This window comes from Betaproteobacteria bacterium, from assembly GCA_009693245.1.
Lineage (GTDB): Bacteria > Pseudomonadota > Gammaproteobacteria > Burkholderiales > SHXO01 > SHXO01.
Genome location: SHXO01000024.1, coordinates 13,131 through 33,795, shown reverse-complemented (window position 1 = coordinate 33,795; position 20,665 = coordinate 13,131). Strand labels below are relative to the sequence as shown.

The following is a 20,665-nucleotide window of genomic DNA, read 5'->3' as shown; positions in this document are numbered from 1 at the left end:
CGTTACGCTGGCCCACCGCTCCCGTGGACAGATAGGTCTGCGCCACGTTGATCATGGAGGCGAGTTGTACGTCGAGGAGCGCCAAATCGATGTACTGGCCTTGCCCCGTCAAATCGCGGTAACGCAGCGCCGCTTGAATGGCGATCACGGCGTAGAGCGCGGTGATCTTATCCGTGACCGCCACCCCCACTCGCTGCGGATCGCCGTCACGCTCTCCGGTCACGCTCATCATGCCGCCCATGGCCTGCACGACAGGATCGTAGCCTGGGCGCGCGGCATAGGGGCCATCTTGCCCGAAACCGGTGATGGAGCAGTAAATCAAACGCGGGTTTTCCTGGCGCAAGCTCTCGTGGTCCAGGCCATAACGTCTGAGATCGCCCACCTTGTAGTTCTCCACTAGCACATCGGATTTCAGACTCAACCGTTTGATGAGGTCCTGGCCTTCGCGCCGCGAAAGATCCGCGGTAATGGAGCGCTTGCCGCGATTACAACAGAGGTAGTAGATGCTGTCGGGCGTATCTTGTCCCTGCTCATCTTTTTGAAAGGGCGGGCCCCAGGCGCGGCTGTCATCCCCCCGCCCCGGCCGCTCCACCTTGATCACCTCCGCTCCCAAATCCGCCAGCGTCTGACAGGCGTAGGGCCCCGCGAGAATCCGCGTGAGATCCAGCACCCGCACACCTTGCAATGCTCCCTTCATGTCTGACTCCATCGCCTATCGTATTCCAGCCGGTCAATCCACCCGCGCCCCGGAAGATTTCACCAGGGGACGCCACTTGATGACTTCCGCCTCATAGCGCCGCCGGCACTCCTCGGGGGAACTGCTCTGGGGTTCGAGCCCCAGTTCCGCCAGGCGGCCACGGGTTTCGGGTTCGTTGAGCACGCGGACGATCGTGTTGTTCAGCCGCAGGAGGATCTCCTCGGGGGTGCCTTGCGGCGCCGCCAAGGAAAGCCAGGATTCGGTGACATATCCCGGTATTCCGGCCTCGGTCATGGTGGGCACATCCGGTAACAAGGGCGAACGGCGGCCCGACGTGATGGCGAGCGGGCGCAATCTTCCCGAACGGATATGCGGTAGCGAGGAAGCGATGCTATCGAACATGATATCCACCTGGCCTCCGATCAAATCTTGCACTGCCGGTGTACTCCCGCGGTAAGGCACGTGCACCAGATTCATGTTCGTCATGCGTGCCAGCATTTCGCCTTCCAAATGAGATACGGTTCCACTGCCTTGCGAGGCGAGGTTCAGCCCGCGCGGGCGCGCCTTGTCCAGCTTGATCAAATCGCTCAAGGTGCGCGCGGGCAAGGACGGATGTACCACGAGCACGTGGGGAGTGTTGATCAAGGTCGAGACGAGAGTGAAATCGCGCAGCAGGCCGTAGCTCAGCCTCGAATAAAGCGTTGCGGCGATGGCATAGATGGAAGTCGGCGCGATGAGCAAGGTATACCCATCATGCGCGGCACGCGCTGCCAATTCGGCGCCCAGGTTGGCCCCCGCGCCTGGGCGGTTATCCACGATCACCTGTTGGCCAAGAAGGGACGACATGCGCTCGCCAAGAATGCGCGCCAGTTGGTCCGTGGCCCCCGCCGGAGGAAAAGGAACAATCAATTTGATGGGTTTCGATGGGTAGGCCTGCGCTTGCGCGAGGGCGCAAATGGTGAAAAATATCCCGGACACGCAAATCCGGCGTAAGACCTCAACCATTGCCTTGCAGCGTCTTATGCGCCCATTCCAGCACAGGGCTTATGCGTTCGGGTAGCAAGCGCCGCGCGGTGTCGATGGCGCACCAGCGAAATTCGTGATGCTCGGGGCGCCCCAATTCGGGGTTGATGGGAAGCCATGCCTCGCCCTGGTCGCACGCCGCCAGGTAATACCGCGCCACCTTTCCGTTGCTGTACGGTTCGGTGTCGAGATATTGCTCTCCCCAGCGGAACTCCAGCACCGTGAGCCCGGTTTCCTCTTCCACTTCCCGGCGCGCGGCCTCCAGGGGCGATTCGCCTTCTTCCACGCCTCCCTTGGGAAAATCCCAATTCTTGAATACTCGCAGGAGCAAATAGCGCCATTCTTCGCCAAAAGTTCGCACCACCACCACGCCGGCGGAGAATTTATTGCGCCGGGCGTTAGTCACTTATGGAACCGATGTATCCGCAATGCACCCGGTAGGGTTCTCGCCCGTGAGACATGCGGGCTAGCCTCGCGGGATTACGTCTTCCCGCCATCAGGCATGTCCCTTCATAGGACCTTCCTCCTCCAACCGCGAAAAGCGCACGGGCAATATGGTGCGGCTCGTCAAGCGCGAGGCGGCGTCGCGCTCCACCAGCATCAACAGTTGGTTCTCTGGAGGCCCCGCTGGCAGCACGAGCCTGCCAGCGGGTTTGAGTTGCTCCAGCAAGGGCGGGGGAATCAGCTCTGGCGCGGCCGTCAGAATGATTTTGTCAAAGGGGCCTTTTTCCGGCCATCCATAACTTCCATTCCCAAGCCGGAACTCGATGTTCTTGTACCCTAGTTGCCCCAAGGTTTTTTTCGCCCGGACTTGTAGTGCCTCGATGATCTCCACGGTATAGACGGCACCCGCGAGTTCGGCCAGAACGGCGGCTTGATAGCCAAATCCAGTCCCAATCTCCAGGACCCGGTCCGTGGGAGCAAGGTCCAGCAGATCGGTCATGAGCGCCACGATGAAAGGTTGCGAAATGGTTTTTCCATGGCCAATGGGCAGCGGTGTATTGGCGTAGGCAAAAGCTTGCACTTCGATGGGCACGAAGTGGTGCCGCTGCACCTTGGTCATGACCTCCATTACCCGCGCGGACAGGTGGTCTCGCCCCACGCTGGCGCTCAGTGTCTTGACGTCCGCCGCTATGTCGCGCAGCATCTGCCGCCGAAGGGGTCCGTAATATTCCTCAATTACCATTGCTCACCGCCATTCACTCGCTACTGTGGTTTCGGCTTAATCTCGCCAGCGAAAGATGACTCTACCTGATTACGCTGGCGGAAGCATCGCCAACCTGATGAGTTCCATCGCCGCCGGGTTTGGTTCGCCGCCGGGACTATATAACACGTTAGGTTCGTTGGGCCGCGTTGGCCAACAGCACAGTGGTCACATGGTGCTTATCGTCATCGATGGTCTGGGCTACAACTATGTGCAACAGGCGTCTGGCGCATCGGTGCTGCGCCAGCATCTCGCGGGCTCCCTCACTTCGGTGTTTCCCTCCACCACGGCCACGGCGGTCACCACCTTCCTGACCGGGGTGCCTGCCCAGCAGCATGGGTTGACGGGCTGGCATATCTACCTCGAAGAGATCGGCGAGAGCGCCGCCATTTTGCTTTTCGAGACCCGTGGTGCCAGCACACCGCTTCGCCAACGCCACATCGATCCAGCGAAGTTATTCGATTACCCCACGTTCTTCGAAAACTTGAACGCCGGGTGCCACGCGATCTCTCCTGACAGCATCGCCTTTTCGGATTTCAACCGCGCCCACACACGCGGAGCGCTCACCCTACCCTATCGCTCCCTCACCCAATTCTTCGAAGCGATCGAACGCCTCACTCGCGCGCAAGACGAGCGGCGCTTCATCTACGCCTATTATCCCGAGTTGGACAGCAGCGCCCATGAGCACGGAGTTGCAAGCCTCCCCGTAGCCAACGTGTGTAGGCGCGTGGCGGAGGGCCTCGAACGCTTGCTGCGCAGCCTGGCCGGACGTGGCGTAACCGTCATCGTCACGGCCGATCACGGTTTCGTGGATGCCCCGGCCGCCAAGCGAGTGGAACTCGATGCCCATCCCTACCTACAAGAGTGCCTCGCTCAGCCATTATGCGGCGAGCGCCGCTTGGCCTATTGCTACGTCAAACCGGATAAGCACCAGCCATTCGAAACGTATGTCGCCAACGAACTGGCGCATGCCTGCACAGCCGTGCCGAGTTCGGAGTTGGTGGACAAGCACTACTTCGGGATCGGAGAAGCTCACCCCAAGTTGCCGAACCGAACCGGCGACTACACCCTCCTGATGAACGCCGGTTACACGATCAAGGATTGGTTGCCGGGAGAGAAACGCCACAACTTGACCGGCGTGCACGGCGGAACGACGCAAGACGAGATGCTGGTGCCGCTGGTGGTGGCTACTCCCTAACCCACCACCGCACGTTCCATCCGCCTTGGCCGCCGCCAGCCAGCGTGCTCCGTACCCAAGGCAGAATCTTCTTGGCTTCCTCCTCGAATCCCCAAGGCGGATTGACCACCAGCATGGCGCAGCCGCGCAAACTTTCCGTCCAGTTTTCGGGGAACAGCGAAAGGTCCAGATGAAGAATCTTGCGAATTCCCGTGGCGATCACGCGCCGCTCGAAGCTATCCATGTCCTGCCATGCCATCAGCGGATACCACATGGCATGAATGCCCGTGTCCCAGCGCCGGTGGGCCTCGGACAATGCCTCCGCCAGGCGTTTGAACTCCTGGGCACGGTCGAAGGAGGAATCGACCAACACCAATCCGCGCCGCTCGGGTGGCGGGAGAAAGGCTTTCAGCGCTTGATAGCCGTCCATGTTGTGAGCATGCACCTGCCGGTCGCTTTTGAAATGATGTTCCAATGCCCGGTGGTCTTCGCGGTTGAGTTCGCTCAAGACCATGCGGTCTCCGGCGCGCAGGAAGCGCCGTGCAAGGACAGGCGAGCCCGGGTAATAACGCAAGGACCGAAAAGTATTTTCCGCCGCGACGGCTTGCAGATAAGGCGAGAGCTCTTCGGGAGCGTGCGGCGCTTTCAATACCTTGGCGATACCGCCCTCGAACTCCTTGTTCTTTTGCGCCCAGTCGTGATGCAAGTCGTACAGACCGATGCCGGCGTGCGTGTCGAGGTAGAAGTACGGTTTCTCTTTCTTGTTCAGATGCGACATCAGGCACGCGAGCAGTGCGTGCTTGAAAACGTCCGTGAATCCCCCAGCGTGAAACAGGTGGCGGTAGGCCAGCATTGAACTATAGCTTGGTGTATTTGGCGGAGCGCCCGCGCGATTTCTCCACGGGATATTTGATTTCATTCAGGACGAGCTTACGCTCTGCGGCCTCGACGGGATCCACGTCCAACTTATCGCACAAGCGCAACAGCAGGAGCAGGACATCGGCGATTTCCAACTCCACTTCGGACTTGGTTTCAGGTGCGAGGTTAGCACTCTCAGCGTGGGTCAGCCATTGAAAGTGTTCCATCAGCTCCGCCGCCTCCCCCGCCACGGCCATCACCAGGTTCTTCGGATTATGGAATTGGTCCCACTCGCGGGCGTTGACGAAGGCGCGCAACTTCTCGCGCAAGATATCCAGGCGCTCAGGCATTCTTCTCGTTCTCAAGTTGTTTTCGCAGCTCGGTCTTCAACACCTTGCCGTAATTGTTCTTGGGCAACGCCTCCACGAACCGGTAGGCATTGGGCCGTTTGAAGCGCGCGATATGATCCAGGCACAAGGCGTCCAATTCGGTTTCGCTGACATCGGCGCGTCTCACCACGAAGGCCAGCACCTCCTCGCCCCACTCCGGATGGGCCCGGCCCACCACCGACACCTCGCTCACTGCCGGATGCTTGAGCAGCGCTTCCTCCACCTCTCGCGGATAGATGTTGGTACCGCCGCTGATGATCAGATCCTTGGAGCGGTCCTTGAGCGTGAGAAACCCGTCCTCGTCCAGCACGCCGACATCGCCGGTATGCAGCCAGCCATTGCGCAGAGTGGCCGCGCTGGCCTCCTCGTTGGCCCAGTAGCCGCGCATCACGATATCCCCGCGCACGAGCACTTCGCCGGTTTCGCCGGCCGGAAGCGGCCGGTCCCCGGCATCCGCCACCATGACTTCCACCGCCGAGTGCGCCACGCCCACGGAAGCCGCGCGCGCTTCCCAGCGCGGATGCGCCCGGTCCCAAAGATGCTCGCGCGACAACGCCGTGATGGACATGGGGCATTCGCCCTGGCCGTAGATCTGGATGAAACGGTTGCCCATGACCTCGAGCGCGCCGCGAATATCTTCCAGATACATGGGCCCGCCGCCGTAGACCACCGACTTGAGGCCGCGCAAATCCGGCGCCGCTTTTTTTGCGAGGCTCACCATACGGTGCACCATGGTGGGTGCCGCGAATAACGATACGCCCGGCCAGCGCCGCGACAATTCGAAGATTTCCGCCGGATCGAAATGCCCGCTCTCGGGGATCACCTGGTTGGCCGCGCGCAACACGTGAGGCAAGCTGTAGAGTCCCGAGCCATGGGACATGGGCGCCGCGTGCACGATGCAATCCGTGGCACCGATCTGGTCCACGTCGGTGAAGTAACACAGCGCGGCCAGCAACAGATTGCGGTGCGTGATCATCACCCCCTTGGGAAATCCCGTGGTCCCGCTGGTGTAGAACAGCCAGGCGGCATCATGGGGCTCGCAGGCTTGCGGCGCCATCTCATCACCGGCCAAGAGTGCTCCATACTCCTTGTCACCGGCAACAAGAATGCGCCCCACGGCCCCTTCCAAGGCTTGCATTCCATCCGCCAAATCGGACGAGAGAAAGCACAGCCGCGCTTGCGCGTTCTCCAGAATGTAGCGCACCTCCTTGGCGTGCAACTTGGCATTGATGGGCACGATGGCGAGCCCTGCCCACCACGCCGCGAATACCAACTCCACGTATTGCGCGCAGTTGGTCATGCACAATGCAACGCGCTCACCCGGGTGCAAGCCCAACCGGTGACGAAAGGCGTGGGCCAGCCGGCTCGCATTTCTGGCAAGACCGGCGTAATCGGTCATCACGCTCGTTCCGCGCGACACCGCTGGCCTTTGCGGAAACGTGCGTGCGGCCCGCAGCAGGAGTTGAGCGAGATTCATGGTGAGGATTATCCTACGCCCAGCGAGCGCCCCTCCAGAATATGGCGCGCGACTGCGTACAAGCGCCTCGCGGCGTGCAAGTTCCATGAGCGCACGGCTACTGGAATACCTCGCTCAATGCAATGCTCACCTGGGGTAGCGCCTCAGGCGAAACGCAGCCGCCCATGCGGAATAACGGAGCGAAATCCGGCTGTGGCTCGGAATGGGGCGGTAGCATGACCGGGTTCTGGACGGACGCGATGGCGAGGTCGCCCACGGCCGGTACAAGCAGCTTGCTCAGCCGATTCACCCCGTCAACAACACCACATCCCACATCACCAGCTGCGCATCGGGCTCCTCGTTTGGAGTCGGCGGCACGACCTTGGCTATCAAGCTTTCCTTGCTCCAGGAACTTTGCAACAGCTTGTCGGCATTGTTGAGCGCTTCCTCGTCGGAGAAATACATTTGGGTGATGAGGCGGTTGACGCCGCCCTTGATCTCGAAGTGAATGTGCGGCGGCCGCTTCCAATCGGGGCTCACCGCGTAGGCTCCGGGCTTGATGGTCTTGAAGCGGTAGCGCCCTTCGTCGTCGGTGCGCAGGACGGCATAGCCATCGAAATAGGGATCCGTGGGTACCTGGCCCCGGTCTGAAGGGTGTACGTAACGCCCGCCCGCATTGGCTTGCCAGATTTCGATGCGGGCGCGGCGCACAGGCTCGCCTTTGCGATTGACTACTTGGCCCATGACGTAGATCACCTTACCCGAGGCTTTGTCCGGGCGCTGCGGAAGCTTCGTGAGATCCGTTCCGCCGTCCGTGGGTTTGATCACAGGGTAGAACGGCCCCAGGATCTGGTCCGGTGTGGGCGTCAACAGTTGCTTTTGCTGTGCATACGCCATGGGGGCAAGCAGGCTCACCACGCCCATGCCCAGAGCGGCTTTGAGTAAATTTCGGCGCGATACCGGGTCGTCCGGCGCCGTGGGTAACCGGTACAAGGGTGAAGTGGGAACCAGAATCTTCGTTTCGTTACTCATTGGGAATGCCCTCCTTTTCAATCCAGATCACACTACAACAACATTAAACGCAAAGACGCAAAGGGCGCAAAGAAAGAATTTTCTCAGGTTTACTTTGCGTCTTTGCGTTGAAAGCTTTTGCCTTTGCACCTTTATTCACTACCAAACGCCCAAGGCGAGCGCCGTACAAACACCTCGGTGAGATATAACGCCAATGCCATGGCGGCCAGCCAAGGCCACAACGCCCGGGAGCGCGTGCCAGCATCGCCATAATGCCTGAAGATATCCGCCATCTCGGGCGCGAATTTACCGCCGGTCTGCTCGCTCAAGGCGCGTAGCAATTTGTGGTCGGCGGGTAGAACACGATACTCGTCGCTATGCGCATAGGCCAGGCTGCGCGGCCCGGTGCGTGCGATTTCGCGCGCGCTCACGCTAGGAGTTGAGAGCAACTCGAACACGTAGGGCTGCCCGCTCGGCCCCGGCAATGCGATGCGTTCGGTGTAAGTGCCAGCCGCCGATTGCCGAAGCGCGAATACTTGCGCGACTTCCGTCGTGCCGGAAACGCGCACCTTGGGCAGCATGTCGTTGCGGAAGCTGCCGTCGGGCTTGAAGGCCGATAGCGTCACCACGGCTTCGTTGCCTTCGCGCCCGACACTCCAGATCAACTCCTGGCCGCCATCGCGCCGCGCGGCGCCGCGCACCACTTGCGCCCACAGCTTGCCGTAGCCAGGCCACCGCAGCCAATCGGCCGCCCAGCGGTTCTTCACGTCCGATAGAAAAGCCACGGTCTTGCCCAGACCATAACGCGTTTCCACCATGAGCGGAAGATTCTTCTTACCTTCGAGCAGTACATCGGAAAAGCGCTTGGCCTTGCTCACCACCAAACCCTTGAGTTCCGGTCCCGCCGCGAAATCCACTCCGCCGAGCGCCGTCGCATTGACCTTGACGACCGGCCGGAAGGATTCCTCCACCAGCGATTCGCCCAGTAGCCGTTGCGCCTCCGCGATGAACAGGCCTGGAATCTCGTTGTCATTGCGCGCCACGTAGCTCTTCCCCCCGGACCATGCGGCCAGATTGGCCAACAGTTCCACATTCGGTTTCTCACCGAGCGCCACGGTGGATAGGGTGATCTTGTCTTGCACGAATTTGGCGGCGATTTCCTCGAAGGTTCCCGGCGGAGGTTCCGCGGGTAAATCGTCCACGCCTGGTAAAGGTTGGCCTGGGTGATCGCGCCGCCATTGCGTGAAGTAATCCGCCCGCGCCTTGCGCACCATCTCCATCTGTTCGTCGCTGGTCACGCCCTTGGCGCCCGCCACGCCTGGAGGAGGCGCGCTGATTCCGTCGGATAGCAGGATCACGTGCTTAGTCTTGGTTTGCGAACCTTGCAGCAGTTGGTGCGCCCGATACAACGCGGGATAGATATTGGTCTGGCCGCTGGAGGTCATGCTGCCGATGAGATCCTCGGCGCGGCGTTTTCCCCAGACTTCCGCCAGGGGCACCACATCGCGAGGCCGCGCATCGAACGCCACCACGGCCAGCCGGTGCTGCGGATCAAGCAGGTCCAGCGTGGCCAGGGCCGCGGTCTTGGCAATCTCCAACTTCTTTCCGCGCATGCTGTAGGAACGGTCGATGAGCAGCACCAAGTCGATGTCCTTGCGCTTGCGCTTGCCTTCGAACTTCACCGGCAGCAGGCGTTCGATCTCGCTCTTGGCAAAACCGGATTTGCCGTAGGAGTTTTCGCCGGCTGCAAAGATCAAACCGCCACCTTGGTCGCGCACATACGCCTCCAACCGCATGCCCGCCTTTGCGCCTAGCTTGTCCGCCGGTACATCGCTCAGTATCACGGCATCGAAGGCTTGCAAGGACTCATCCGCCAGTTGCTCCACGGCCCCCGCCTTGACGCTGATCCCTTGTGCCCGTAATGCATCCGGCAAGTATTTGGCGCCGCCCGCGCCGCCTTCCACATACAGCACATTGAATGGCGGGTGCACCCAAAGCACGCGCGCCAGCGCATCGTTGCGAGGCACTTCGTCGCCCTCGGCCATCACGCGCGCGCTCATGTCGTGGCGCCCGCTTGTGTTCATACGGGCTTCAAAGGCAATCTCATTGCTTCCCGCGGCAAGCTGCACGGACTGCGTGCCCAGGAGACGGTTTCCATCGAACAGGGCTACCTTGGCTGGCGCCTCCATGCGCGAAAACACGTCCACGCGCAATGCGAAAGTTTCTTTCTCGCGCACACCTTCCGGCACGGCAATGGATTCAATCCAGGCATCCTTGGCGACGGCCACCTGCGCGGGGAGCGAGAATACCCGCACTCCCGCATCGCGCAAACGCGGCAATACGCGCCATAGGTCGCCCGCGGTCTGGCGGCCGTCGCTCAGCAAAACCAAGTGCTTCTCGTGCCGGGGCGGGAAGGCCAGCAGCGCGGCCGAAAGCGCGCGCTCCAGGTTGGTGCCGCCTTGATCAACGGCGTGAGAGCCGGTTTCGTCTTCCCCTCGCACCGCAACCAATGGCACTTCGCTCAACGACTGCAACGTGCGTGGCCTGTCCGCGAACACCACATATCGCAGATTCTCCGCGCTCGCTCCCGCTTTGTCGTTGGCGCCCGCGATGGCATCGAGCGCCGATTTCACGAAGGCCGGGGCGATACTGCGCGAAATATCCAGAGCGTAGACCACCGCCACATCGCGCTCTGGCGTTTGCAGCGTTGGGCGCATCAGGGCCAGCACGAGAAGACTTAGCACGCCCATGCGAACGAGAGCGGCGGCTCGTACCCGGCGCGGGCTCAAGCTCGTGCGCTGGCGGCGGGTAAACCACGCAATGACCAAAATACCGGCGAGAAAGACGAGCGGCCAGTAAGCGGCGAAGGCCAGCATCTAAACGCTCACCCGGCGGCAAAATGCCGCCCATTCGATGACCACGAGCAGCACCGCCATGCTTAGCAGCAAAGTCCACAACTCGGAGCGCGCCAGGTAAGAATCGTTACCGCGTAACGCGCGGCCCTCTTCACGCGGGCGCAACCATGTGCGGTTGATGAGCGCATAGCCAGGATCCAGTATGTTTGCCGCGACCGTCAATTCGCGTCCGGCGGCGCTGGCCTTGTAGATACCGGGGCGTGGCACATCGAACACCGTGCCGCTGCCGGTGGAAACACTTTTCACCACGCGTCGCTCGCCATCCACCACCGTGGCCTTCTCCATGGGAATAGTCACGCTGCCGGTATTGCGCACCAGAACCTGCGAGGCGCCACCGAGCCAATTCAGTGCTTGGCCCAGGAATACGGGGAACCCGGGTTGCAAATGAAAGTTGGTTTGATTCAGGGCGAAACCGACGCGAATCCAACGCGAACCGGCTTCGCCGCTGGTGATCAATCCGCCTTCGAGGCTACCGGTGGAGGCATTGACCAAGGTGTGTTCTTCGGCGGCGGGGTCCACGGCGAGATCGGCATGCTCGATGCGCAGATCTCCCCAAGAAACACCAGAGGACACGGGATGGGCCGTGTCCCACCGCGTGACCACCACCTCCCCCGTCCTGGCGCGTGGCGCCCACAACAGGGCACCGGCTACCGGGAGCAATTTGGGCGCGTAGCGATCGAAGACGTAAGCACTGAAGCGCCCATCCTCCCGGTACGCATTAGGTCTCACCGTTGTGAGGCGAACACCGGGCAGCGCCCGTAGCGAATCTTCCATATAAGAATCCCCCGGTGTCACGAGCAGTACGTCGCGGATGGCATGGGGCGCGAGCACGCCGTAGGCGGTGTCATCCGCGGCCAGCGCGTCGGCGTCGGCCTGCAATTGCGCGCGAAAAATTCCCGCTGGAGCTTGGCTAAGGTCAATGGATTCATTGGCGCTTTCGCCGGCGCCAATCCGCATGGTGCGAGTAGTTTCGTAATTCGGGCCGGTGACCGTCACCACGGCCTGCATCGCACGCTCCGAGGCGTTGAAGACTTGCAGCAAAGCTTCCGCGCGAGTGCCATCACCCGGATGCATCCGGATTTCAAAGGCGCTCAGTGCCAGATTGGCCGCGGGCTCGAAGGCCGAATGCAGATGCACCTCCGTGCCGGGATCGGGCACGCCCACACCGTCGGAAAATAGATGGATCTGTAAGCGCTCCCCGCTCCCGCCCATCTCCGGCAGGCGCGCAACGCCCGAGGTCACCACGGACAAGCGCTCGATTTGATTCCAAGCCATGGCGGGCGTGACAAATCCGGAAAGCGTGGCGCGTCCCATGGTATCCAGCACCATCACTTCACTGGCACTGCCCAAGCGGGCCACCAGGAGGCGGGCGTCGGACTGGGCATGCATCCAGCGCGTGCCGCCGTCGCGCGCGCGGGCGGCCATGGAGGGCGAATTATCCAGAATGAGCACGGCGCGCTTGGACACGGCACCCAGCGCGGGAATTTCCGGCCGCGCCAAGGCCAGTGCCATGGCGGCGCCAATCGCGCACGCCAGCAACAAGGACACCAGCCAGCGCCATCGGCTCACCAAGGAGCGGTGCTGGCGCAGTACCTTGCCCCACAAATTGAGGGAAGACACAGCAATGCGCCGGCGCCTTGGCTTCAAGCAATAAGCCAGGACGATTGCTCCCAGCACCGCCAGAAGCATGGCAACCGTAACCGCCGGGGAGAGCGCAACGAACCGCATGCAGGATTACTTCTCTTTGCGATGCTGGGTGAGAAAGTAGTCTTTCACCACGGCGCGGTAGGCGAGTGGTGTTTCCTCGGTATGGGCGGCCTCGGCACGCACGGCGCTCACTGTTCCTTCGACCTCGCGCATTTCAGCGCGTGCCGCCTGGGAGCGCGTCGCGGAGAAAAAGGCTTCGGGCGTGCCCTCCTCCTCGTCGCGGGCCTCCGAGGAAGATTTGGACTGCGCCGTCACGCGCCGCAATTGCATGGCCAGGCGCTGGGTCTTATTGCCCAGCACGGGGGCCGCCTCCGCGTTGCCGCCAGGATCCCCGCGCGGCGCATCGCCCTCATCGCCCGCGCCAGCCCGGCTGGTGCCCACGCGCTGGCCGAGGGGGCCCGCGTTGGAATTGTTGCGGCCACTTTGTTCCTCGCCCGCCTCGTTATCTGCCTCGCCAGCAACAGTGTTGCGCGGGCCCATGCCCCCCAAGGAGTTCAAGGCCATGTTGGAATTCTCGGAGCGTTCCGCCTTGCGATACTCGGGCGAGGGATTCGCCGAGCCGGTGTCCGCGTTGCGGCCATTGTCAGCCCGCGCCGCGCGGGCAACACCTTGCGCGCTCCCTTCGGGCGCGAAGTCCTCGCCCTTCCCATCGTCTTGCGCGATCATCTCCTTCAAGCGCGAAATGACGCTTCCCAGCCATTCCGTGGGGGATTCGCGCTGGGAGTTTTGTACCGAACGTGTGCCTGGCGTGCCGCCTGCCCCTGCCGCCGTCTCGCCCGCCGCGGCCTGCCTTGGGGCATCATCGCGTTGCCCATCATCGGCGGCTCCCTTGGAATCTTTATCCTCGTCGCTTGCCTCTTCGTTATGAACGGAGCCCGCACTCTCCGGAGTGGTGGCGCGAGTAGGTGAAGTTCCTTGCGAAGTCATTCCACCGGCGGCCGGCCCGGTAGCCGGGGCCAGATTCGTAGGCTTGCTTGCGTTACGCGCGGCCACCGCCGAGGATTCCGGCATTTTCACCGAACGCGCCCATTGCGGCGGCCATGCGGCGAGAATTGCCACGACGAGCATCAAGCCCAGCGAACCCCAGGCGCTTTTCGGAACTTGTAACGGAAGAATCTCGCGCGGATGGCGCTCCCGCGCCGCGCGCGACGCGCGCTGCACGAGCAACTCCACCGCCGGTTGGACGCAAGGCAATTGCGCGAACCAATAGGCACTCTTCAGTTGGTCTCGAAGATTGGCTTTTTGGTCGGCAACACCGGCGGCCTCAGACAAACTGGCGGTACGGATCATGCGCATGGCGCCGTAACCGGTTGCCGCCACGGCAGCAATCACGAGCAAGGGCAACAAGGCTTGAACCTCGGGATAGGGAATTACCCCGCGCAGCACTTGGTAAAGCACCAAGATACCGAGCAACCAAAAAGTGACCGAGGCCCCTGCATGAATACCGCGGATCATGCGCAGGCGCCCCGCCACTTGCGATAACCACAGAATGAGAAATTGGCGCGCGGACATCGAACAATAAAGGGTTTGGGTGGGAGGAGACACCGACCCGTGACTCCGCCTGCAGAAGTCATCGTATCATAGCGATTGAGTTCTTATGGAAATCGACGCGAGGTATTGGTCCTCCCCGGCGCGACAAATTTTCTCCTGTAGAGGCCAAAATCCGCGAATACATTACGGTATGCCAAGACAGGGTTATGAATTTGCACGATATAACACAAGTCCGTAGATCCCTATTGAGCGCTACGTAATCCGCGCATTTCCTTTGCCCGTTGCAACACTTATCGATCCTCCACCATGCTCCGCGCCACCTTCAAGCACCTAAGAGGACTGTTGCGCGAAAGTGAGAGCCGCATCTGGCAGCGTGGAATAATGCGTCTCGAAGACTATGTTCAGCCAACGTACCAGTTGGACCTCTTCTCGAACGGTCACGATGCAAAACCTGCCCCGCTTGTTGCTGAAACGATACAGGCAATTGCGAACAAGGATGTCGAGTTCTTTGCCAACGAACTGTATCCTGAGGATTGGTTTCGCGTCGTTCTGGAGTACCCCAACGACACGATTTTCCTCGATTTGGAGACGACCGGGCTCAGTAAGTACTACGATATCGTCACGATCGTTGGATGGTCTCTAAACTCCAAGTATCACGTGCACATACGCGGTCAAGACGACAGCAAACTTAGGCGGGACTTACGTGACGCAAGTGCAATCGTTACGTACAACGGGACTTTATTTGATATTCCATTCCTTCAGAAGGATTTCCCTGGAGTTGAACTACCGCCAATTCACGTTGATCTTCGCTTTGCCGGTAAACGGGTTGGGCTAACAGGCGGACAGAAAGATATAGAGAATCAGTTGGGGCTCGCCAGAAGCAAGATCGCTCAAAAAATTCAAGGTGAAATCGCTCCCGTACTCTGGGCCAACTATGCGCGCGGAGATACAAAGGCATTGAGGCGCCTAATTGCTTATAACCACGCAGACGTTGGCGGACTACAATTCATATTCGATGAAGTTGCTCAACGCGCCATGGTTCGGCTTGGCGCGCCTGAGAGCCTGATACGTGAGCGCCCACGCGTTCAAGGGATCAACGCCATCCGTTGGTCAACCCCAACGCGATCGAGTGGGATCCTTATTCCGCCTTTTAAGATCGAAGATAAAAAGCGGATCACGGCTACTACCTTGCTCACGGAATGTGGGATAAAAGACTGTCGCGTTGTTGGGATCGATCTGACTGGATCAGCCGCAAGACCCACCGGTTGGAGCCTTCTTAATGGCACCTTCGCTACAGTAAAATCTCTGAGCACTGACGAAGACATTATTAAGGCGACATTGGCCGCCAAGCCGCACTTGGTTTCAATCGACTCTCCCTTATCCCTGCCGACGGGGAGGCTGTCGCCCTTCGATGATGACCCTGGGCGGAAAGAGTTTGGAATCATGCGCCATAGCGAACGGGTGCTTAAGAAGCGCGGAATAAATGTGTATCCCGCGCTAATACCCAGTATGCAGCGGTTGACTGCGCGAGGTTTGAAGTTGGCAGATGAGTTTAGAAAGCTAGGCTTGGCTGTGATTGAAAGTTACCCAGGGGCAGCTCAAGACATCATGAATATTCCACGTAAGCGCGCTGGATTACCGCTCCTAAAGCAAGGTCTTAAGGAGTTTGGGATTCGCGGGGGATTCATAACCAAGGATGTCACGCATGACGAATTGGATGCAATAACCTCAGCTATCGTTGGATTATTCTTCTTTGCTGGTAGATTTGAGCGTCTCGGGAAAGACGACGAAGAATCCTTAATTATTCCCGATCTAAGAATTGACCCAACGGCTTGGAAATCAAGGAAGGTAATCGGATTCAGTGGCCCGCTAGCCAGCGGCAAAACAACCGCAGCCAAACACCTTGAAAGCCTGGGATTCGGCTATGGGCGTTATAGTATGGTGCTCGAAGATGAGTTAACCAAAAGAGGAGAACAGCCAACGAGAAGGGCCCTTCAGGAATTTGGTCTACACGTTAATCGCGAGCTTGGACAGCGTTGGTTAGGTAGGCGTTTGCTGGGGTTATTCAACGATAGCCGCCGAATTGCAATTGATGGAATGCGGTTCCCGGAAGACCATGCCCTGCTAATTGAATCTTTTGGACCAGCATTTACCCACGTACATCTTCAGTCGCCAGTTGCCAAGCGGCAAGAGCGATATGAGCGCCGCGACCCCGAAGGCAAGCCATTTAGCGAAGCGGATACACATAAGGTCGAGCATGGTGTAAATTCCATGAAGGCTATTGCGCAAGTGAAAGTAGCCAACCGTTCGAACCTACGCAGTTTCCTCATAAGAATCCAAAAACTTTCGAAGGAATAGCAATGCCCGTAACCGTTGTGGTTGGAGGCCATCTTGAGGACAAAGTACGACTCGACTTGCTTACACAAACGTCCCGCGGCGCTTGAATCGCCTCGGAATCCGACCATGGCCAACTACTTTCTCCGCACTGCGCTGTTCGGCTTGGCTTGTTTACTTCTTCCCCTGTATGGCTGGGGTGCGGACAAACCCAACATCCTCTACATCGTGGCCGATGATCTGGGATGGAAGGACGTTGGTTTTCATGGCGGCACCCCACGCACACCGACCTTGGACAAACTTGCTACCGGTGGGGCGATGTTGAACGCCTTCTACGTCCAACCCAGCTCCAGCCAAACGCGCGCGGCCGCGATCACGGGTCGCTACCCCATGCGCTACGGCCTTCAAACAGGCACCCTCACCGCGGCGAGCGCCTATTGCTTGTCCACCGAGGAACGTACCCTCGGCCAAGCGCTCAAGGAAGCGGGCTATGGCACCGCCTTCGTTGGCAAATGGCAATTGGGCCACGCGCAGCCGGAGTGCCTCCCCAATAAACGCGGATTCGATCATTTCTACGGGCCGCTCACCCAACCCGCGGACTCCATTATCAAGAAGACCACCAAAACCGATTGGCGCCTGAACGATAAACCGGCCAAGGTGGAAGGATGGGTAAGCGCGCTGCTAGGCAAGTACACGGCGGGTTTCCTCGCAAGCACAACCCAACCTTGGTTCGTGATGCTCTCCTTCAGCGCACCAGCCGCACCTTACGGGGCCACCAAGGAATTGCTCGATTCCTATTCCAGCATCAAGGATGAACCCCAGCGCCGTTACGCCGCCGCTGTGACGGCCTTGGACCAAGCCATCGGCGAGGTGGTGAGCAGCCTCGAACAACGCGGGCAATTGGCGAACACTCTCATCTTGTTCCATAGCGATAGCGGCGCGGCCATGGCAACGAAATTCCCCACAGGCGATGGCGACGTGGAGGAGCAAGGGGGCGACAACGGCGTATTCCGCGAGGGGCGCGGCAGCCTTTACGAAGGCGGTTTGCGCGTACCAGCGCTTGCCTTTTGGCCGGGCAAGATTGCGCCCAAGACCGTCATCACCGATCCGGTTCACGTCACCGACTTTCCCGCCACCTTGCTGGCGCTGGCGGGGGCGTCCGCCGATCCCAAGAAAAAGCTCGACGGCATGGATTTGTGGTCCGCGCTCACCGGCGCCACCCGCAGCCCGCGCAAGGAGATCTTGCTCAACGTGGAGGATTTTCACGGGGCGCTGCGCGTGGGGGAATACAAACTGATCGTTCATGCCGCCCTGCCCAGCAAGGTGGAACTCTTCCGCATCGCCAACGATCCAGAAGAAGCGGACAACGTCGCGCAGCGCTACCCAGACCGCGCCAAGGAAATGCTGGGCAAGCTCAACGAATACGCCTACGACATGCTGCCCGCGCTAAAACTGGAGGAGTCGTCCACAACGAAGGGAGTAGCGGCACTGTGGCGGGCGAATCCGGCGCGAAGGTGAAGGCTATACAACCTCCGTGGTGAATATTTTCAGTGTGGCGTCCCATAGCCCCAGTTATGCCAACATAGCGTCTTTATCAATTCTTCGCATCCTCATGCCACCTCGCTATTTCGTCAAACCGCAAGACGTCACGCCCTACCATCCCGCCAACCACACGGGCACGGTCAATCGCCGCTTGATCGGCCCGGAAAACGTTGGCGCCAAGAACATCGAAGTTGTTTTAGGCGTGGTGGAAAAGAACAAGGGTGCCTTGCCTCATGCCCATCCCGGAATCGAGCAAGTGTGCTACATGCTGGAGGGCCGGGCACGGGCGGAGGTGAATGGCGAGGTCTGCGAATTGGGGCCGGGGGACTGCTGCTTCTTTCCCGCCAATGCCCGTCACATTTTCACGGTGACCAGCGATGAACCGGTCAAGGTCTTGGTGATTTACTCGCCACCCTACGAAGAGAATCCCCAGCGTGCGGTGAAGGGTTAAGCGATGAGATTAATAGCCGTCATTGCGGTCGCGCTCGCATGCGCCACCGGCGTACGCGCGGAGGACTCTTATCCCAACAAACCAGTGCGCTTGATCGTACCCTTCGCGCCGGGGAGTTTGACCGACGCGGTGGCGCGCGTGATCGGCCATGAACTAGGCAAACGCTTGGGCCAGAACGTCATTGTCGATACCAGGCCCGGCGCCAATGGGCAACTGGGCGCCTCCTTCGCGGCCAAGAGCCCGCCCGATGGCTACACGATCATGGCCACCACGAATACGCCGCACGCCGCCAATGTGCACTTGTACAAGAAACTTCCCTACGACCCCGTGAAGGATTTCATCCCGGTGGCGCGCATCGGAACCATTCCATTCATGCTGGTGGTCAATCCCTCGCTACCCGTGAAGAACGTGGAGGAACTCATTGCCTATGCTCGCGCCAATCCAGGCAAGCTCACCTACGGAACTTCGAACAGCACGTCGCTGGTGAGCGCGGAAACCATCAACGTCATGGCCAAGGTTTCCACGGTGGGTGTGCAGTACAAGGCGAGCCAGCAAGCCATCATCGACCTCATCAGCGGAGAGATCCATATGATGATCTGCGATTTCGCTGTGTCGGTGCCGCAGGTGAAATCGGGCAAGCTCAGAGCCCTGGCGGTTCCCATGCGCAAGCGCACGGCGTTGATGCCCGAATTGCCCCCCATCGGCGAGACGCTGAAGGGTTTCGAGTTCACGCCGTGGATCGGCATCGTTGCGCCAGCCGGAACGCCCAAGGCCGTGACCGGCCGCCTGTCGAAGGAACTGTTGAGTCTGCTGGCGCTTCCCGAAATGAGTGCCAAACTCGCTTCCGTGGGCGTGGAACTAGCGCCCATGCCACCGGCACCTTTCGGCACTTTCATGCAAGAGGAAATCAACCATTGGGGGCGGCTGGTGAAAGCGGCCGGTATTCAGCCTGAATAGGGCTACAAGTAATCGGGCTACAAGAAATAGGGTCGCAAGCAAAATAGCCAGCGTCATTTTTCCACCCCAGAACAATTAATCGCAATGCCCGGTCCGCTTGAAGGCGTGAGAATTCTCGATCTCACCACCGTAGTCATGGGTCCCTTCGCGACCCAAATCCTCGCCGAACTTGGCGCTGAAGTCCTCAAGGTGGAATCCCACGAAGGTGACAACATGCGCGACGTGAGTCCCATGCGAAGCCCGCACATGGGCCACCTGTTCATGAACTTGAACCGCGGCAAGCGCGCCATCGTGCTCGATCTTAAAAAACCCGGGGGCCGTGAGGTCATCATGCGTTTACTGCCGAAGACGGACGTGCTGGTCTACAACGTGCGCCCTTCCGCCATGGGCCGCCTAGGTCTTTCCTACGAGGACGTGCGCGCGGCGAACCCCAAGATTATTTACGTGGGTGCCTATGGCTATTCTCAGCGAGGACCCAAGGCGGGCCAAGCAGCCTACGACGATTTGATTCAAGGCGCCACCGGATTACCCGCCATCTCCTTGCAAGAAGGCGGGGCGCCACGCTATGTGCCGCTCAACCTGGCGGACCGCGTGACCGGCCTGCACGCCGTCTACGCCGTGACCTCGGCCTTGTTCTATCGCGAGCGCACCGGCAAGGGCCAATCCGTGGAGGTGCCCATGTTCGAGAGCATCACACACTTCGTGATGGGCGATCACATCGCCGGCATGGGCTATGAACCTCCCATTGGCGCCACGGGGTACACGCGCTTGCGCCACCGGCGGCCCTACGCCACTCAAGACGGTTACCTATGCGCGCTCGTGTACAACAACAAACAATGGCGCAGCTTCCTGGGCGCCATCGGACGCTCTGAAGTGCTGGAGGACGCGCGCTTCTCCAACCACGCGGTGCGCGCCAACCACATTGCCGAGGTCTATGCCTTCCTCGAGAAAATTTTCAAGACCAAGACCACCGCGCAGTGGATTTCCATTCTGGAAAAGGCCGATGTCCCGGTTTCGCCCATGAACCGGGTGGAGGATGTGATATCCGATCCGCACCATGCCGCCACGGGGTTCTTTTCCATTGAAGAGCATCCCACCGAAGGTAAGATCCGCACCATGCGCACGCCCACGGGTTGGTCCGAATCGCCACCCGCCGCGGGAGGATTCGTGCCGCGGCTGGGCGAGCACTCCGCGCAAGTGCTGGCGGAACTTGGATACAGCGATAGCGAAATCCGGGAGCTTGCAAAGCAAGGCGTTACGTTGTGTGCGTCGTGATCCACTGAGCGCATTTTGCATGGGCGGCATGCACCTAGGCGAAGGAGTACCATGCGGACCGTTACTTCCGCGAATCGATGATCCCGCGCTTGGCGCCCATGCCGCCCATCCACTGCCTCATCGCGGAATAAGGTATTGCGATTACCAAAATCCTGACGAATATGGGGAACCGCCCTGG

Annotated in this window: 18 protein-coding genes; 6 read left to right on the top strand and 12 right to left on the bottom strand. The window is 60.1% G+C overall.

The genetic code is table 11. The features are described from left to right. From EXR36_05905 to EXR36_05890, 4 genes are all read right to left on the bottom strand, one after another. A partial coding sequence (locus tag EXR36_05905) for a CoA transferase (GenBank protein ID MSQ59178.1) occupies window positions 1-697 on the bottom strand: 697 nt, incomplete at its 3' end. Between the two features lie 33 nt (window positions 698-730). Continuing rightward, window positions 731-1,702: a tripartite tricarboxylate transporter substrate binding protein gene (locus EXR36_05900; GenBank protein MSQ59177.1), complete on the bottom strand. Its 972-nt coding sequence runs from the start codon at window positions 1,700-1,702 to the stop codon at window positions 731-733. Continuing rightward, a complete protein-coding gene (locus EXR36_05895; protein MSQ59176.1) occupies window positions 1,695-2,090 on the bottom strand; it encodes an NUDIX domain-containing protein in 396 nt (131 codons plus the stop codon). The genes EXR36_05900 and EXR36_05895 overlap by 8 nt, the downstream gene beginning before the upstream one ends. Window positions 2,091-2,216: 126 nt before the next feature. Continuing rightward, window positions 2,217-2,906 carry a protein-L-isoaspartate(D-aspartate) O-methyltransferase gene (locus tag EXR36_05890; protein ID MSQ59175.1) on the bottom strand — a complete coding sequence of 230 codons (690 nt, stop codon included), beginning with the start codon at window positions 2,904-2,906 and terminating at the stop codon, window positions 2,217-2,219. A gap of 55 nt (window positions 2,907-2,961) precedes the next feature. On the opposite strand from EXR36_05890, the gene EXR36_05885 reads away from it, so the two are divergent. Further along, window positions 2,962-4,122, top strand: coding sequence for a PglZ domain-containing protein (locus EXR36_05885; GenBank protein MSQ59174.1), 1,161 nt, complete (start codon window positions 2,962-2,964; stop codon window positions 4,120-4,122). Here the strand turns inward: EXR36_05885 and EXR36_05880 are convergent. The 8 genes from EXR36_05880 to EXR36_05845 form a co-directional block, all read right to left on the bottom strand. Next, window positions 4,112-5,020: a 23S rRNA (adenine(2030)-N(6))-methyltransferase RlmJ gene (locus EXR36_05880; GenBank protein ID MSQ59173.1), complete on the bottom strand. Its 909-nt coding sequence runs from the start codon at window positions 5,018-5,020 to the stop codon at window positions 4,112-4,114. The two genes, EXR36_05885 and EXR36_05880, sit on opposite strands and share 11 nt — an antisense overlap. Continuing rightward, window positions 4,959-5,309, bottom strand: coding sequence for a nucleotide pyrophosphohydrolase (locus EXR36_05875; GenBank protein ID MSQ59172.1), 351 nt, complete (start codon window positions 5,307-5,309; stop codon window positions 4,959-4,961). The genes EXR36_05880 and EXR36_05875 overlap by 62 nt, the downstream gene beginning before the upstream one ends. Further along, on the bottom strand, window positions 5,302-6,825 hold the full coding sequence (locus tag EXR36_05870) for a long-chain fatty acid--CoA ligase (protein ID MSQ59171.1): 1,524 nt from the start codon (window positions 6,823-6,825) through the stop codon (window positions 5,302-5,304). Before EXR36_05870 ends, EXR36_05875 begins: the two co-directional genes overlap by 8 nt. A 97-nt stretch (window positions 6,826-6,922) precedes the next feature. Next, window positions 6,923-7,114, bottom strand: coding sequence for a hypothetical protein (locus EXR36_05865; protein ID MSQ59170.1), 192 nt, complete (start codon window positions 7,112-7,114; stop codon window positions 6,923-6,925). Then, entirely contained in the window at window positions 7,111-7,836 is a 726-nt protein-coding gene (locus tag EXR36_05860; GenBank protein ID MSQ59169.1) for a hypothetical protein, read from the bottom strand. Before EXR36_05860 ends, EXR36_05865 begins: the two co-directional genes overlap by 4 nt. Before the next feature lie 131 nt (window positions 7,837-7,967). Further along, the gene (locus EXR36_05855; protein MSQ59168.1) at window positions 7,968-10,691 is read right to left on the bottom strand and encodes a VWA domain-containing protein; all 2,724 of its coding nucleotides are present in this window, start codon (window positions 10,689-10,691) and stop codon (window positions 7,968-7,970) included. Next, on the bottom strand, window positions 10,692-12,458 hold the full coding sequence (locus EXR36_05850) for a hypothetical protein (protein MSQ59167.1): 1,767 nt from the start codon (window positions 12,456-12,458) through the stop codon (window positions 10,692-10,694). Between the two features lie 6 nt (window positions 12,459-12,464). Continuing rightward, a complete protein-coding gene (locus tag EXR36_05845; protein MSQ59166.1) occupies window positions 12,465-13,949 on the bottom strand; it encodes a hypothetical protein in 1,485 nt (494 codons plus the stop codon). Window positions 13,950-14,234: 285 nt separating this feature from the next. Between EXR36_05845 and EXR36_05840 the strand changes: the two genes are divergently transcribed. From EXR36_05840 to EXR36_05820, 5 genes are all read left to right on the top strand, one after another. Continuing rightward, the gene (locus tag EXR36_05840; protein MSQ59165.1) at window positions 14,235-16,286 is read left to right on the top strand and encodes a DUF429 domain-containing protein; all 2,052 of its coding nucleotides are present in this window, start codon (window positions 14,235-14,237) and stop codon (window positions 16,284-16,286) included. 105 nt (window positions 16,287-16,391) lie between these two features. Next, entirely contained in the window at window positions 16,392-17,780 is a 1,389-nt protein-coding gene (locus EXR36_05835) for a sulfatase (GenBank protein MSQ59164.1), read from the top strand. Between the two features lie 94 nt (window positions 17,781-17,874). Further along, window positions 17,875-18,255, top strand: coding sequence for a cupin domain-containing protein (locus EXR36_05830; protein MSQ59163.1), 381 nt, complete (start codon window positions 17,875-17,877; stop codon window positions 18,253-18,255). 3 nt (window positions 18,256-18,258) lie between these two features. Continuing rightward, window positions 18,259-19,212 (top strand): tripartite tricarboxylate transporter substrate binding protein, encoded by a 954-nt coding sequence (locus EXR36_05825; protein ID MSQ59162.1) that lies wholly within the window; start codon window positions 18,259-18,261, stop codon window positions 19,210-19,212. Window positions 19,213-19,296: 84 nt separating this feature from the next. Next, a complete protein-coding gene (locus tag EXR36_05820; protein MSQ59161.1) occupies window positions 19,297-20,487 on the top strand; it encodes a CoA transferase in 1,191 nt (396 codons plus the stop codon). Window positions 20,488-20,665 lie beyond the last annotated feature (178 nt).

Excerpts from the sequence above, each read along its gene's own strand:
- EXR36_05860 (MSQ59169.1), bottom strand. The coding sequence starts at position 7,836 with ATGAGTAACGAAACGAAGATTCTGGTTCCCACTTCACCCTTGTACCGG.
- EXR36_05825 (MSQ59162.1), top strand. The coding sequence starts at position 18,259 with ATGAGATTAATAGCCGTCATTGCGGTCGCGCTCGCATGCGCCACCGGC.
- EXR36_05900 (MSQ59177.1), bottom strand. The coding sequence starts at position 1,702 with ATGGTTGAGGTCTTACGCCGGATTTGCGTGTCCGGGATATTTTTCACC.
- EXR36_05890 (MSQ59175.1), bottom strand. The coding sequence starts at position 2,906 with ATGGTAATTGAGGAATATTACGGACCCCTTCGGCGGCAGATGCTGCGC.
- EXR36_05850 (MSQ59167.1), bottom strand. The coding sequence starts at position 12,458 with ATGCGGTTCGTTGCGCTCTCCCCGGCGGTTACGGTTGCCATGCTTCTG.
- EXR36_05830 (MSQ59163.1), top strand. The coding sequence starts at position 17,875 with ATGCCACCTCGCTATTTCGTCAAACCGCAAGACGTCACGCCCTACCAT.
- EXR36_05880 (MSQ59173.1), bottom strand. The coding sequence starts at position 5,020 with ATGAAATCAAATATCCCGTGGAGAAATCGCGCGGGCGCTCCGCCAAAT.
- EXR36_05835 (MSQ59164.1), top strand. The coding sequence starts at position 16,392 with ATGGCCAACTACTTTCTCCGCACTGCGCTGTTCGGCTTGGCTTGTTTA.
- EXR36_05870 (MSQ59171.1), bottom strand. The coding sequence starts at position 6,825 with ATGAATCTCGCTCAACTCCTGCTGCGGGCCGCACGCACGTTTCCGCAA.
- EXR36_05845 (MSQ59166.1), bottom strand. The coding sequence starts at position 13,949 with ATGTCCGCGCGCCAATTTCTCATTCTGTGGTTATCGCAAGTGGCGGGG.
- EXR36_05875 (MSQ59172.1), bottom strand. The coding sequence starts at position 5,309 with ATGCCTGAGCGCCTGGATATCTTGCGCGAGAAGTTGCGCGCCTTCGTC.
- EXR36_05855 (MSQ59168.1), bottom strand. The coding sequence starts at position 10,691 with ATGCTGGCCTTCGCCGCTTACTGGCCGCTCGTCTTTCTCGCCGGTATT.
- EXR36_05820 (MSQ59161.1), top strand. The coding sequence starts at position 19,297 with ATGCCCGGTCCGCTTGAAGGCGTGAGAATTCTCGATCTCACCACCGTA.
- EXR36_05885 (MSQ59174.1), top strand. The coding sequence starts at position 2,962 with ATGACTCTACCTGATTACGCTGGCGGAAGCATCGCCAACCTGATGAGT.
- EXR36_05840 (MSQ59165.1), top strand. The coding sequence starts at position 14,235 with ATGCTCCGCGCCACCTTCAAGCACCTAAGAGGACTGTTGCGCGAAAGT.